The sequence below is a fragment of the Streptomyces spiroverticillatus genome (assembly GCA_014650415.1).
GTDB classification, from domain to species: Bacteria; Actinomycetota; Actinomycetes; order Streptomycetales; family Streptomycetaceae; genus Streptomyces; species Streptomyces spiroverticillatus.
The window spans coordinates 1-12,532 of the sequence record BMUX01000032.1 but is presented as its reverse complement, the minus strand read 5'-3'; the positions used below and the strand labels follow the sequence as shown (position 1 = coordinate 12,532).

Here is a 12,532-nt window from a genome sequence, read left to right as displayed (position 1 = left end):
AACGCCAAGTGCACTGCTGTGGGCGTAAGTTAGGGTGAGGGTCCGACGAGAGGAGCACGATGGCGGGGCGCAGGCGTTGGTCGACCGAGGAGATCCTGGACGCGGCCGCCGAGCTGTTGCGTACGGGCGACGCGGACGCGTTCAGCGTGCGCAAGTTGGCGGCGGTGCTCGGGACCGATTCCTCCAGCCTGTACCGGCACTTCCGCAGCAAGACCGAGCTGATGCGGGCGGTGTCCGACCGGGTGCTGCTCGCCGTCATGGACGGCTGGCAGGCCGAGCCGGGCAGTGACTGGAAGCAGCGGATCACCGCCCTGGCGCTGCGGGTGCGGGAGGGTTTCCGGGAGCAGCCTCAACTGGCCTCGGTGTGGGGGCGGTACGCGTCCAGCGGGGCCGGGTCCCGGATGGTCATGGAGGAAGTGCTCCAGGCGCTGCTGGTGTCGGGGGTGCCGGACGCGGACGTTCCGGTGTACTACCACCGGATCGTGGTCCTGTTCTCGGCGTTGATCGCCTCCGAGTCCTCGCTCGTCGCGAGTGATACGGCGGAGTACGAGCAGGGCATGGAGCTGTTCCGGGTCTCGGTGCTCGGTGCCGATCCGGAGCGTTTTCCCGCGCTGGCCCACTTCGCCCGTGACCTCCGGCCGCTCGGGGTGGACCGGCAGGCGGCGTTCGAGGAGATCCTCGCGGTGCAGCTCGCGCACATCGAGGCTGCGGGGCGGGCCGGGTAGCCGGAACCTCGGGCTATTCGGGTGGCAGCAGTCTGCGCAGGTGGTGCGCGAGGAGGTCCGGGGCTTCCAGCGGGAGGACGTGACCCGCGCCCGCCACCTCCACCAGGTGGGCGTGCGGCAGGAGCTGGGCGAGGGCACGGCTGTGAGGGCGGGGCGTGAGGCGGTCGTCGGCCCCCACGGCGATGAGGACCGGGACGCGGGTCAGTGCGGTGAGGGCGGGGCCGTCGTGCGTCGAGAGCCGGCGCAAGAGGGCGTCGAGGGTGGCCGGTGGGGTGGATCTGATCATGGCGGAGCACGCGCGGCGGGTGGGGCGGGGCGCGGTGCGTCCGTAGAGGGGCCAGCGGGTCGTGGTCATGAGGTGGAGGAGCAGCGACGACACGGGTGTACGGCTGCGGGTCAGGTGGAGGAAGAGGCGGGCGAGGGCCGGACCTGCGGGGGCTCGCAAGCCGCAGGTCGGGTCGAGGCGGCCTGCGGTGGTGCTGATCAGGGCGGCGCCTGTGACGCGGGTGCCGAAGAGGTGCGGGTGGGTGGCCGCGCAGTGCATGATCGCGATGCCGCCGGCGGAGTGGCCGACCAGGACCATCGGGCCGGGGAAGCAGTCGCTGGGGTGGGTGAGGACCCTCGCCAGGTCGTCTCCCAGTTGGGCGAGGCCGGTGGGCGGGCGGCGCCCGAAGGCGGAGTGCCCGTGGCCTCGTTGGTCGTACGCAAGGGTGTGCGCGGTGGCGGGAAGGCGCCGGACGACCGGGTCCCAGGACCGGGCGGTGGCGCCCATGCCGTGGAGGAAGAGCAGGGTCGCCGGGGCGGGGGCCGGGCAGCGGCCGCCGTGGTGGGTGGGGCAGAGAGGGTTGTGCGGAGTGGTCATGCGGGGTCACCGCCCGCAAGGGCGGAGGGGCCGTGGGTCGCCGCCGGGCCCGGGAGGGTGTGGAAGTCGGGGTGGTGGATGCGGGAGAGCAGGGTGCGGTGGGTGTGCACGGGCCAGGGCCAGACCAGGGGGGTGCCGTTCTGGTCCTGGTACCAGGAGGAACAGCCGCCGGTGAAGGCCGTGTTGGGGAGGGCGGTGGCGATGGCGGCGTTGAAGGCGTCGGTGGCTTCGCGGGTGGGGGTGGTGCGGGAGATGACGCCTCGGGCGAAGAGGTCGATCCATTGCAGGATGTAGTCGGCCTGGGTCTCGGCGGTACGGATGACGGCTTCGCCGGAGAAGGGGCTGTTGGGGCCGACGAGCAGGAAGAGGTTGGGGAAGCCGGGGAGGGCGACGGTGTTGTAGCTGCGGGGGCCTCGGGCCCATGCGTCGTCGAGGGTGCGGCCGTGGGGGCCGGTGATGTGCAGGGGGCGCATGTAGGCATCGGCCTGGAAGCCGGTGGCCCAGACGATGAGGTCGGCTTCGTGTTCGTGTCCGTCGGTGGTGAGGAGGCCGCGGGGGGTGATGCGGGCGATCGGGGTGCTGATGACGTCGACGTGGGGTTGTTGAACGGCGCGGTGGAAGCCGCTCGCGACGACGAGGCGTTTGCAGAGCGGCGGGTGGTCGGGGGTCATGCGGCGGCGCAGGCCGGTGGAGCGGATGCGGAGCAGGGCGATTCGGCAGGCGTACGTGAGGAGGGTGCGTTGCCAGCCGGGGGTGACGGCGGCCTTGCTGATGGTCGTTTCGAAGGCGAGGCGCCAGAGGGGATCGGTGAGGCGGGCGAGGGCAGGCCGGCGGCGGTGAACGGCCTTGGCCAGGGCGGAGATCCGTTTGTTCGGTTTCGGAAGGACCCATTGCGGGGTGCGCTGGAACAGCATGAGGCGCCCGGCGTGCGGGGTGAGGGCGCAGGTCAGCTGGACGCCGGTGGAGCCGGTGCCGACGATGGCGATCTTTTGGCCGGTGGTCTGCACGGTGTGGTCCCAGCGGGCGGAGTGGAAGGCGCGGCCCCGGAAGGTGTCCGCGCCGGGCAGGTCGGGGACGGTGGGGTGGACGAGGAGCCCGGTGGCGCACAGGAGGAAGTCGAAGGCGCGGGTCTCTCCGGTGGAGGTCTCCAGGGTCCAGCGGCCGTCGGTGAAGGTGGCGCGGGTGATGTGGGTGCCGGTGCGCAGGTGGGGGCGCAGGCCGTGGTCGGTGGCGGTCCGCTGGAGGTAGCGGAGGATTTCGGGGCCGGTGGAGAAGAGGGCGTTCCACTCGGGGTTGGGGGCGAAGGAGTAGCAGTAGGTGCGCGACGGGATGTCGCAGGACAGGCCCGGGTAGGTGTTGTCGCGCCACACTCCCCCGACGTCCTCGGCCTTGTCGTACAGGACGAAGTCCTCGATGCCGGCGGCTTTGAGTTTGAGGCCCATGCACAGGCCGGAGACTCCGGCGCCGATGACGGCGACGGACACCGGCACCCGGTGCGTCACGGGTGCCCGGTCCGTCACGGGCTCCGGTGGGGTCACGGCTGCTCCGTTCGCGCGGGGGTGTCGAGGGGGTGGAGGCGGAAGAGGCGCAGTTGTCTGCCGGATTGCTGCTGGTACGAGGCGTACGGCGGCCAGAAGTCGGTGACCGCCCGCCAGGTGGTGTCGCGTTCGGGGCCTTGCAGGAGGCGGGCTTCGACGGTGTGGGTGCGGCCCTGGTGCTCGACGGAGGCCCGGGGGGTCTTGAGGAGGTTGCCGGTCCAGGCGGGGTGGTGGGGCTTGCCGAAGTTGCTGCCGATGACGACCCACGGGCCGTCGGGGCCTTCGGGCAGGCAGACCAGGGGGGTCGTGCGCGGTCGGGCGCTGCGGGCACCGACGGTGGTGAGCAGGATGCCGACTTCGGGTCGGGCACCGGTCAGGAACATGCGGCGGCCCCGGGTGAGGCGGTGGACGAGCCGGTCGAGCCGGGGAGCCAGGCAGGGGGCGAGCGTACGGAACGTACGGCCGCCCATGAGGCGTTGGGCGATGCGGATGGCGGTGCTGCTCATGCCGCTCCTTGGGGTCGGGCGGGAGGGGGCGGCCAGGCCAGGGCCGGGGCGTCGGTGCGGGTGAGGTCGGCGGCGGGGAGCCAGGAGCTGTGGCAGCCGAGGGGGACGCGGGTGGGCAGTTCGACGACGGCGAGGGGTCGGGCGGTGATGTCCCGGGCGTCGAGGCAGACCAGGGTGCTGGTGGCGGTGGCCGTGTCGTACGCGAAGTGCAGGAGCCAGCCCTGGTCCTCGGCGGTGCCGTCCTCGGCGGGGACGAAGACGGCTTCCGCCGTGGCGGTGCCGGGCGGGAGCTTGCGCAGTTGGTGGGTGCGGGTGCGGAAGTCGTGCTTGAGGAGGGCATCCGGCTGGTGGGAGTCGAGGGCGTGGCGGCTGTCGGCGGTCACCGCGTAGTAGTAGCGGGGGGCCTCGCCCAGGCGTCGGGGGTCGCTGCGGGGCAACTCGTGCGGGCGGTCGGCGAGTTGCGCCTCGTGCACGCGGCCGGTGGTCAGGTCCAAGGTCCAGGTCCAGAGGTGGCCCCGCCCGGTGAGGGGGTCCTCGGTGGCACCGTCGAAGAGCCGGTCGTAACGGATGGCGGTGAGTTCGACGGTGGTGGGCGTGGGCTCGTGGGCGCCGACCGTGTGGAAGACGAACCCGGCGGGGACGTCGAACCAGCGCAGCGTGCCGGGGGTGCCGGGGCGGGGCAGGACGCCGATGCGGTTCTGGTGGGCCGCGTCCCAGCGGTACGGGAAGACGCCTCGGACGGCGGCGGTGCGCGAGAAGCGGACCGGGGCGTCGAAGAACAGGACGTGGTGCGGGGCGAGGGCGATGTCGTGGAGCATCGGCCGCCCGTCGAGCGGGATGCGGGCGGTGTGCAGGAGGGTGCTGTCGGCGGCGAGGACCAGGTATTCGGCCCAGGTGCGCAGGGGTGAGTACGCCACGACGTGCAGGTCGCCGGTGGCGGGGTCGAGCTTGGGGTGGGCGGAGAAGCCGCGGGGCAGCCGGCCGGCGAGGTCCGTGTACTCGACCGTGTCGAGGTGGCTGTTCAGGCGGGCGGGGAGGCAGCCGGTCTCGACGAGGGCCAGGAGCAGGCCGTTGTGGGCGATGAGGTTGGTGTGGACGGTGTCGACGGGGAAGTGCCGGGGGCCGGGCGGCCGCCTCTCCCCCAGCGTGCGGCTGGCGCGCCGGGAGCGGATCCAGCGGTTGCGGAACCACTCGGCACGGCCGCCCCGGACGCGTACGCCGCAGACGAGGCCGTCCTGGGTGAACCACGGGTAGCGGTCGACGGCCGTGTGGCGGGGCGGGAGCAGCGGGGTGGGGCCGATCTGGGTGAACAGGCCGTCGAGTTGGGGAGGGATCTCGCCGACGTGCGGGAGGTGGTGGGCGGTGCTCTCGTGGTGCACCGGGGTGAAGGCGCCCTGGAGGAAGGGGCTGGTGGGAGGGGTTGTCATGGGGCCACCTGGTGGCGCGGGGAGCGGGCCTCAGCGGTGGGCAGGCGGAGGCGGTGCCGGATGCGGGGGTGGGTGGCGAGGACGAGGCCGTTGGTGACGAGGAGGCTGGTGAGAAGGAAGAAGAGGGCTTCTTCGAGGGGCAGTCCGAGGAGGGTGGGGCCGTAGGTGCGGGTGGTGGAGATCTGCCAGATGCCGAGGGCGATGGCGATGCGGTCGGCGATCCAGAGGCAGGCGGCGACGGGGAGGAGGCTGGTCAGGCGGATGGGGCGGCAGGCGTGGAGGACGTCGGCGCCGACGTAGCTCTGTACGGCGAGGAGGGGCGCGAACCACAGGAGCATGGAGCCGAGGTAGGTGCCGGAGGGGCCGTGGAGGGCCATCGCCGCGCCCGCTGAGGCGGCCAGCAGCCAGACGTTTCCCCAACTGACCCGCAGACAGCGGGTGTTGAGGGTGACGTCCGGGGTGCCGGTGGCGATGCGGCTCAGCGTCCAGAGGCCGACGATGAGGGTCTGGGCGGCCATGAAGACGTACTCCTCCAGCGGGACGCGGAAGACGGTGGCCAGCACCCGGCCCTCGGGGTACGACCAGACGCCGCGGTGGATGATCCAGCTGTCCCACGGGGTGGTCCAGACCCAGGCGGCGGCCCACAGGAGGGCGAGGACGGTCAGGCCGGTGCGCCAGGGGCGGTCGGGGTGCGCGCGGCGGGTGCGGTGGGCGTGGAGGGCGGCGAGCAGCAGGAGCGGGGCGATGAAGAGGGCAAGGAACTGGAGGTACGTCATGCCGGGCTCCCCCGCAGTCGGCGGGCGCGGGTGTAGGCGGGCAGCGCGACCTTGAGGCGGGTGGGCAGCGGGACGTGGACACGGCGGTCGAGGATCTCGTAGTCGGCGTCCTCGACGGCTTCCAGGATGCCGCTGTAGAGGGTGTGGGCGGTTTCGACGCAGGGGCGGCTGCTGGGGTGGAGCATGCGGATGCCGCCGACGGCGTAGGCGTAGAGCTTGCGGTTGCGGTCGATCTCGTGGCGCAGGAGGTCGCGTACGGCCCGGTTGGTGCGGGTGCGGGCGAGGTCGGTGCGGGTGACGCCGTACAGGGCGAGGTCCTCGGCGGGGAGGTAGACGCGGCCGCGGGCGAGGTCCTCGGCGATGTCGCGGATGAAGTTGCTGAGCTGGAAGGCTTCGCCCATGGCTTGGGCGCGGGGGTGGGCCTCGGGGCAGAGGGGTTCGAGCAGGGGCACCATCTGGAGGCCGATGACGGCTGCCGAGCCGTACATGTAGCGGTTGAGGTCCTCGAAGGTCGGATAGTCGGTGACGGTCAGGTCGGCGCGCATGGAGGCGAGGAAGGCGGTGACGTGCTCCAGGGGGATGTCCCAGCGGCGCACGGTGTCGCGCAGGGCCAGGGTGGCGGGGTCGGCGGGGGCGTCGGTGGTGAGGGCCGCGAGGGCGGCGGCGGACCAGTGGGTGAAGTGGTCGGTGCGGGTGGCTTCGGGTTCGTTGTCGACGATCTCGTCGGCGTGGCGGGCGAAGCCGTAGAGGGCGTGGACGTAGGGGCGTTTGGCCGGGGGCAGGAGGAGGGTGGCGAGGTAGTAGGTGCGGCCGTGGCGGGCGTGCAGGCGGCGGCAGTGGGCGTAGGCGGCGCGGAGGCGGGGGTCGTGGAGGCCGGCGGCGTCGAGGATGTGCCGGTCGGTGGCGTTCAGGTTGTACCGGGCGGGGGTGTTGCGGATGCTCTGGTCGGGGGCGTTTTGGACGTACGCGTGTGGGGCGTTCACCGGGTGACTCCTGCCGGGGTGTGCGGGCGGGTGCGGGTGGGGCCGGTGATGCGCTGGGCGGCGAGGCGGCCGCTGATGAGGGCCATGGGGATGCCGACGCCGGGGTGGGTGCCGGCTCCGGCGAGCACGATGTTCTCGCCGACGAGGTTGCGGGTGCGGAAGGGGCCGGTCTGGAAGAAGGTGTGGGCGGCGCTGAAGGGGGTGCCTGCGGGGCAGCCGCGCTCGGCCCAGTCGCGGGGGGTGAGGAGGTGTTCTGCCTGGGGGCGGGCGGCGAGTTCGTGGTAGCCGTGGGCGTCCAGGGTGGTGAGGATCTGCTCGCGGTAGCGGGGGGTGTCGCGTTCCCAGTCGATGCTGCCGGTGGTCAGGTTGGGGGTGGGGAAGAGGACGTAGTGGCTGTGGTGGCCTGCGGGGGCCAGGGTGGGGTCGGTGCGGGTGGGGGTGCTGACCAGGAACGAGGGGTCGCTCATGGGGCGGCCGCCGTGGATGATCTCGTCGAAGCCGCGTCGCCAGCTGCGGGCGAAGTGGATGGTGTGGTGGGCCTCGGGGCGCAGCGCATCGGTGTTGTCGTCCTTGGCGCCGGCCAGCAGCAGGACGCAGGACGGGGAGTGCCGCAGCCGGCCGACCCGGACCGGGCTGCGGCCGAGGAGTTCGGGGAAGGCCAGGGAGGGGTCGGTCGTGATCACGACCGCGTCGGCGGGGATGCGGTCGCCGGAGGTGGTGAGTACGGCGCGGGCGCGTCCGTGCAGGGTGGTCTCGACGCGTTCGACGGGGGTGTCGTAGCGGAGGGTGACGCCGTGCCGCCGGGCGGCGTCGGCCAGCGCGAGGGGCAGGGCGTGCATGCCGCCCTTGGGGAAGAACACCCCGGCGACGGTGTCCATGTAGCTGATGATCGCGTAGAGGGCGCGGGCCTGGTGGGGGGCGACTCCGGCGTACAGGGCCTGGAAGGAGAAGAGGCGGACGGTGCGGGGGTCGTTGAGGTACTGGCGGATCTTGCCCTCCATGCCGCGGAAGGCGCCGAGGGCGGCGAGTCTGCCCAGTGCGGGCAGGGACAGGTCCAGGGGGCTGTCGATGTTGCGGTCGACGAAGTGGTCGAACTCCGCGGTGTAGAGCTCCTGGAGGAAGGCGTGCAGGCGCCGGTATCCGGCGGCTTCGCGGGCTCCGCAGACCCGGGCGATCTCCTGGGCCATGGCCGCCGGGTCGGTGTGGACGTCGAGGCTGCTTCCGTCGTGGTAGCGGGCCCGGTAGGCGGGGTGGACGGGCAGGAGTTCCAGGTGGTCCTCCATCCTCTCGCCGACCGCCGCGAAGGTCTCGCGGATGAGGTCGGGCATGGTCAGGACGGTGGGTCCGTTGTCGAAGGTGTAGCCGTCGCGGGTGAACACCCCGGCCTTTCCGCCGGGTCGGGAGCCTTGTTCGAGGACGGTCACCGTGCGTCCGGTGGTGGCCAGGTGCAGGGCGGTGGACAGTCCGGCGAGGCCCGCGCCGACGATGACGACGCGGTCGGCACAGCCGTGTACGGTGCGCATGCTCATCGTGCTTCTCCCGGTTCGGTGGTGGTCGCGGCGGGACGGTCGGGCTTCACCGGGTCCTCCGGGTGGCGGAGTCGGCGAGGTGGCGGAGGCGTGCGAGGGCGTCCGGGGTCAGGGACGTACAGGCGTCCAGGCAGGTGAGGACGTGGCGGCGGCGCTGGTCGATCATGGCTTCGACCCGGGTGCGGGCGTGGCAGACGGTGAGGATGTGGCGGATCTGCTGGGCTTCGCCCTCGGTGAGGTCGGGTTTGCCCCACAGGGCGTGCAGGCGGCGTTGGTGGGTGGGGGCGGCGGCGCGCAGGGCGAGTGCCATGAGGACGGTGCGTTTGCCTTCGCGCAGATCGTCGAGGCGGGACTTTCCGGTGACGGCCGGGTCGCCGAAGACGCCCAGCAGGTCGTCGCGGAGCTGGAAGGCCTCGCCGAGCGGGAGGGCGTAGTCGGTGAGGTCCCGGAGCTGCTGCTCGGTGGCTCCGCCGAGGATCGCGCCGAGGTGGAGGGGGCGTTCGATCGTGTACTTGGCGGTCTTGTGGCGGATGACGCGCAGGGCCGCGGCGAGGTCGCGGCCGTCCTGGCGGGCGGCGGCCACGTCCAGGTACTGGCCGCCCATGACCTCGGTGCGCATGGCGTTCACGAGGGGGCGTACGTCCTGGAGCTGCTGGGGGGTGAGGCCGCTGGAGTGCAGGATCTGGTCGGACCAGGCGAAGGCCAGGTCGCCGACGAGGATGGCCCGGCAGATCCCGTCGTGGCCGGTGGACGGCGGGTACCGGTGGGAGGCCGCCGGTCTCGGGTGCCGGTCGGGGCCGGGGTCCGGGCCGAGGCTGTGGTGCAGGGTGGGGACGCCGCGGCGGGTGGCGGACTGGTCCATCACGTCGTCGTGGATGAGGGCGAAGGCGTGGAAGAGTTCGAGGGAGGCGGCCGCGCGCAGGACGGGCGGGGTGGGGTCCCGGCCGGTGACGGCGCTGTAGCCGAGGCAGCACAGGGTGGGGCGGAGCCGTTTGCCGCCGTTCAGGACGAAGTCGTGCAACAGGCGGGTGGCGCGGACGAGTTCGGGGTCGGTGAAGTGGGGGGCGCTGAGGAAACCGTGCAGGATCTTCTCGATGCTGCTGTGCTGGGTGGTGGGGGGCCGGGGGGCGGTGGCGGTCATCTCGGCTCCGTTCCGGCCGGGGCCGGTGGGACGGGAGGGGGGGTGACGGAGGTACGACACGGCCTGCGTCGCCGAATCGCCCGGAGGCCCGGACGCACGGCTGCCTGGACGTCTGGACGCACGGCAGCCTCGCCGTACGGAATCCGCGCCTCGCCGAAGCCTTGCGGCTTCGCGAAAGCAACCGGTTCGGCTCCCTTAAGAGTTGCCTCTCACTCCCGCCTCAAGGGAGCGCAACCAGCACCAACCGGCGCACCACCCCCGAGCGCACGGCGCACCCGCCGCGCACCGTGCGCAACACCCGTGCGCTCCAGGGGCGGATGACACCGGGCACGAGCTGACACATCGTCAGCTCACCTGCCACCCAGGGACTCACGAGCCCCATCCGCCCCACCCGCATCCGATCACAGGCGAAAGCCTGCCGCTCAGAAATCGCCATCCGCCCCGACAGCACGGGACGAATACCCTTCAATCCATCCCCTCCGGAGGGAATGATTCAAGCCGTCTCGCATGATTCCGGACACGCGGTCGCCCCCGTGCGCCCCCGGCCGGCCGCCGGATCACTGCCGGTATCCGCTCAGGAACCTCCCGATCCGGCTGATCGCCGTGTCGAGATCGTCGGCGTACGGCAGGGTCAGGATGCGGAAGTGGTCGGGGCGGGGCCAGTTGAAGCCGGTGCCCTGGACGACCTGGATCTTCTCCTGGAGGAGCAGGTCCAGGACGAACTTCTCGTCGTCGTGGATCGGGTGCACCTTGGGGTCGATGCGCGGGAACGCGTACAGCGCGCCCTTCGGTTTCACGCAGGAGACGCCGGGGATCTCGTTGAGCTTCTCCCAGGCGCGGTCCCGCTGTTCGAGGAGCCTGCCGCCGGGCCGGGTGAGGTCCTGGATGGACTGGCGTCCGCCCAGGGCTGCCTGGATGGCGTACTGGGCGGGGGCGTTGGCGCACAGCCGCATGGAGGCGAGCATGGTCAGCCCCTCCAGGTAACTGCGGGCATGCTGCTTGGGCCCCGTGACGACCAGCCAGCCGGAGCGGAAACCCGCGACCCGGTAGGTCTTGGAGAGGCCGCAGAAGGTGAGGACGACCAGGTCGGGGGCGAGGGCGGCGGCCGAGTGGTGCACGGCGTCGTCGTACAGGATCTGGTCGTAGATCTCGTCGGCGAAGACCATCAGCTGGTGGCGGCGGGCGAGGTCGAGGATGCCCTCGACGATTTCCTTGGGGTAGACGGCGCCGGTGGGGTTGTTGGGGTTGATGATGACGACGGCCCGGGTGCGGTCGGTGATCTTGGCGGCCATGTCGTCGAGGTCGGGGTACCAGTCGGACGACTCGTCGCAGAGGTAGTGCACCGCCTTGCCGCCGGCGAGGGTGGTGACGGCCGTCCAGAGCGGGAAGTCGGGGGCCGGGATGAGGACTTCGTCGCCGTCTTCGAGGAGGGCGGTCACCGCCATGGAGACCAGCTCCGAGACGCCGTTGCCGAGGAAGACGTCGTCCACGTCCACGTCGTGCAGGCCGAGCGCCTGGTAGCGCTGGACGACCGCGCGCCGGGCGGAGAGCACACCGCGCGAGTCGGTGTAGCCGTGCGCCTTGGGGAGCATCCGGATCATGTCCTGGACGATCTCCTCGGGCGCCTCGAAGCCGAACAGTGCCGGGTTGCCGGTGTTGAGGCGCAGCACGCTGTGGCCCGCCTCCTCCAGCGCGTTGGCCTGTTCGATCACCGGGCCGCGGATCTCGTAGCAGACCTCGCTGAGCTTGCTCGACTGGCGGAACTCCATGCCGTGCCCTCCTTGGTTCCCGGGCCCGGGATCCCGGGTCCCCCTGGCCTCGTCCGTCTCGACCGTGACACTTGGTTTTACCAAGTACGAGCTTGGAAAGTCCAACAAGTTGTCTAGACTTCGCCGCATGCCGCCACGTCAGCAACGCCGCCGAAGCTACGACCAGTACTGCGCCTCCGCCCGCGCCCTGGACGCGGTCGGGGACCGCTGGACCCTGCTGATCGTCCGTGAACTCCTCGCCGGGCCACGCCGCTACACCGATCTGCACGCCGACCTGCCGGGCGTCTCCACGGACGTGCTCGCCGCCCGGCTGAAGGACATGGAGGCGCAGGGGATCACCGTACGCCGCAAGCTGCCGCCGCCGGGTGCGGTCATGGTGTACGAACTCACGCCGCGCGGCGCCGAGTTGCTGCCGGTGCTGGTCGCGCTGGCCGAGTGGGGTGCGCCGGAGCTGGCGGAGCGCCGCCCGACCGACGCGGTGCGCGCGCACTGGTTCGCACTGCCGCTGCTGCGCCGGCTGCCCGCCGTTGCGGGTCCGGGTGTCGTGGAAGTGGCCCTGGACGAGGGCGTGTTCCACGTGCGGGTCGGAGACGAGGGGTCTCCGTACGGTGACGGGCCCGCCGAAGCACCGGACGCCCGCCTCGTGCTCGACGCGGAGACCTGTCGCGCGATCGGTACGGGGGTGCTCAGCCTGGAGCAGGGCGTCAAGGCGGGCCGGGTCGAGGTGGTCGGCGAGGGGCCGATGGCCGCCGCACTGCGAGGAGCATGAGAGGCAGGGGCGAGTTCCGGGGCCGCAGCCCCTCCTGACAGTACGTCATAGCGTTCACCTCCATTCCATTGCAATGAACGAGGTGGGCGCGATTGCGTTATGCGGCAGGACGTTGCAACGAAATCGTGGCCCTGGCCTGCGATAACAAGGTTTGCGTGCAACGAAGTTGTTGCCGGGATGGTGAAGGCAACGTAGCGTTCAGGTCATCGGAAAGAGCGAGCCGGGCACCAACACCGGCCCCCACCAAAGGACTTGACATGCAGACCTTCGCCACCGCCACCGCCGTCACCGCCCACCTCGACCTCCCCGCCGGCAGCATCCGCCTCATCGCCGCCGACCGCACCGACACCACCGTCGAGGTCCGCCCCGCCGACCCCACCAAGAGCCGCGACACCAAGGCCGCCGAAGCCACCACCGTCACCTACGCGGACGGCGTCCTGCGCATCACCGCCCCCCAGGCCAAGAACTCCCTCAGCCACCCGGGCGCCATCGAGGTCACCGTCCAGC

Annotated in this window: 11 protein-coding genes and 1 pseudogene; 3 read left to right on the top strand and 9 right to left on the bottom strand. The window is 71.8% G+C overall.

What is annotated here, in order from left to right:
• Positions 1-59 precede the first annotated feature (59 nt).
• Positions 60-725 carry a TetR/AcrR family transcriptional regulator gene (locus tag IE269_RS40430; protein ID WP_189828343.1) on the top strand — a complete coding sequence of 222 codons (666 nt, stop codon included), beginning with the start codon at positions 60-62 and terminating at the stop codon, positions 723-725.
• A 13-nt stretch (positions 726-738) separates the two neighbouring features.
• On the opposite strand, the gene IE269_RS40425 is transcribed toward IE269_RS40430, so the two are convergent.
• The 9 genes from IE269_RS40425 to IE269_RS40385 all read right to left on the bottom strand — a co-directional run bounded on the left by IE269_RS40425 (position 739) and on the right by IE269_RS40385 (position 11,256).
• On the bottom strand, positions 739-1,587 hold the full coding sequence (locus IE269_RS40425) for an alpha/beta fold hydrolase (protein WP_189828342.1): 849 nt from the start codon (positions 1,585-1,587) through the stop codon (positions 739-741).
• Complete coding sequence (locus IE269_RS40420) at positions 1,584-3,125, bottom strand: flavin-containing monooxygenase (RefSeq protein WP_229898591.1); 1,542 nt, start codon at positions 3,123-3,125, stop codon at positions 1,584-1,586. The genes IE269_RS40425 and IE269_RS40420 overlap by 4 nt, the downstream gene beginning before the upstream one ends.
• Entirely contained in the window at positions 3,122-3,631 is a 510-nt protein-coding gene (locus tag IE269_RS40415; RefSeq protein WP_189828341.1) for a nitroreductase family deazaflavin-dependent oxidoreductase, read from the bottom strand. Before IE269_RS40415 ends, IE269_RS40420 begins: the two co-directional genes overlap by 4 nt.
• Positions 3,628-5,058 (bottom strand): carotenoid oxygenase family protein, encoded by a 1,431-nt coding sequence (locus IE269_RS40410; protein WP_189828340.1) that lies wholly within the window; start codon positions 5,056-5,058, stop codon positions 3,628-3,630. Before IE269_RS40410 ends, IE269_RS40415 begins: the two co-directional genes overlap by 4 nt.
• Positions 5,055-5,834: a lycopene cyclase domain-containing protein gene (locus IE269_RS40405; protein WP_189828339.1), complete on the bottom strand. Its 780-nt coding sequence runs from the start codon at positions 5,832-5,834 to the stop codon at positions 5,055-5,057. Before IE269_RS40405 ends, IE269_RS40410 begins: the two co-directional genes overlap by 4 nt.
• Complete coding sequence (locus tag IE269_RS40400) at positions 5,831-6,817, bottom strand: phytoene/squalene synthase family protein (protein ID WP_229898592.1); 987 nt, start codon at positions 6,815-6,817, stop codon at positions 5,831-5,833. Before IE269_RS40400 ends, IE269_RS40405 begins: the two co-directional genes overlap by 4 nt.
• Positions 6,814-8,340: a phytoene desaturase family protein gene (gene crtI, locus IE269_RS40395; RefSeq protein ID WP_189828338.1), complete on the bottom strand. Its 1,527-nt coding sequence runs from the start codon at positions 8,338-8,340 to the stop codon at positions 6,814-6,816. Before crtI ends, IE269_RS40400 begins: the two co-directional genes overlap by 4 nt.
• Positions 8,341-8,392: 52 nt before the next feature.
• Positions 8,393-9,487, bottom strand: coding sequence for a polyprenyl synthetase family protein (locus IE269_RS40390; protein WP_189828337.1), 1,095 nt, complete (start codon positions 9,485-9,487; stop codon positions 8,393-8,395).
• A gap of 557 nt (positions 9,488-10,044) precedes the next feature.
• Complete coding sequence (locus tag IE269_RS40385) at positions 10,045-11,256, bottom strand: pyridoxal phosphate-dependent aminotransferase (RefSeq protein ID WP_189828336.1); 1,212 nt, start codon at positions 11,254-11,256, stop codon at positions 10,045-10,047.
• Positions 11,257-11,383: 127 nt separating this feature from the next.
• On the opposite strand from IE269_RS40385, the gene IE269_RS40380 reads away from it, so the two are divergent.
• A complete protein-coding gene (locus tag IE269_RS40380; protein ID WP_189828335.1) occupies positions 11,384-12,025 on the top strand; it encodes a winged helix-turn-helix transcriptional regulator in 642 nt (213 codons plus the stop codon).
• 257 nt (positions 12,026-12,282) lie between these two features.
• Positions 12,283-12,532 (top strand): annotated as a pseudogene (locus IE269_RS40375) (DUF4097 family beta strand repeat-containing protein); the annotation flags it as partial.

What these genes read in the sequence shown, in the direction of transcription:
- IE269_RS40430 (WP_189828343.1), top strand. Translation starts at nt 60, where the DNA reads ATGGCGGGGCGCAGGCGTTGGTCGACCGAGGAGATCCTGGACGCGGCC.
- IE269_RS40425 (WP_189828342.1), bottom strand. Translation starts at nt 1,587, where the DNA reads ATGACCACTCCGCACAACCCTCTCTGCCCCACCCACCACGGCGGCCGC.
- IE269_RS40415 (WP_189828341.1), bottom strand. Translation starts at nt 3,631, where the DNA reads ATGAGCAGCACCGCCATCCGCATCGCCCAACGCCTCATGGGCGGCCGT.
- IE269_RS40410 (WP_189828340.1), bottom strand. Translation starts at nt 5,058, where the DNA reads ATGACAACCCCTCCCACCAGCCCCTTCCTCCAGGGCGCCTTCACCCCG.
- IE269_RS40405 (WP_189828339.1), bottom strand. Translation starts at nt 5,834, where the DNA reads ATGACGTACCTCCAGTTCCTTGCCCTCTTCATCGCCCCGCTCCTGCTG.
- crtI (WP_189828338.1), bottom strand. Translation starts at nt 8,340, where the DNA reads ATGCGCACCGTACACGGCTGTGCCGACCGCGTCGTCATCGTCGGCGCG.
- IE269_RS40390 (WP_189828337.1), bottom strand. Translation starts at nt 9,487, where the DNA reads ATGACCGCCACCGCCCCCCGGCCCCCCACCACCCAGCACAGCAGCATC.
- IE269_RS40385 (WP_189828336.1), bottom strand. Translation starts at nt 11,256, where the DNA reads ATGGAGTTCCGCCAGTCGAGCAAGCTCAGCGAGGTCTGCTACGAGATC.
- IE269_RS40380 (WP_189828335.1), top strand. Translation starts at nt 11,384, where the DNA reads ATGCCGCCACGTCAGCAACGCCGCCGAAGCTACGACCAGTACTGCGCC.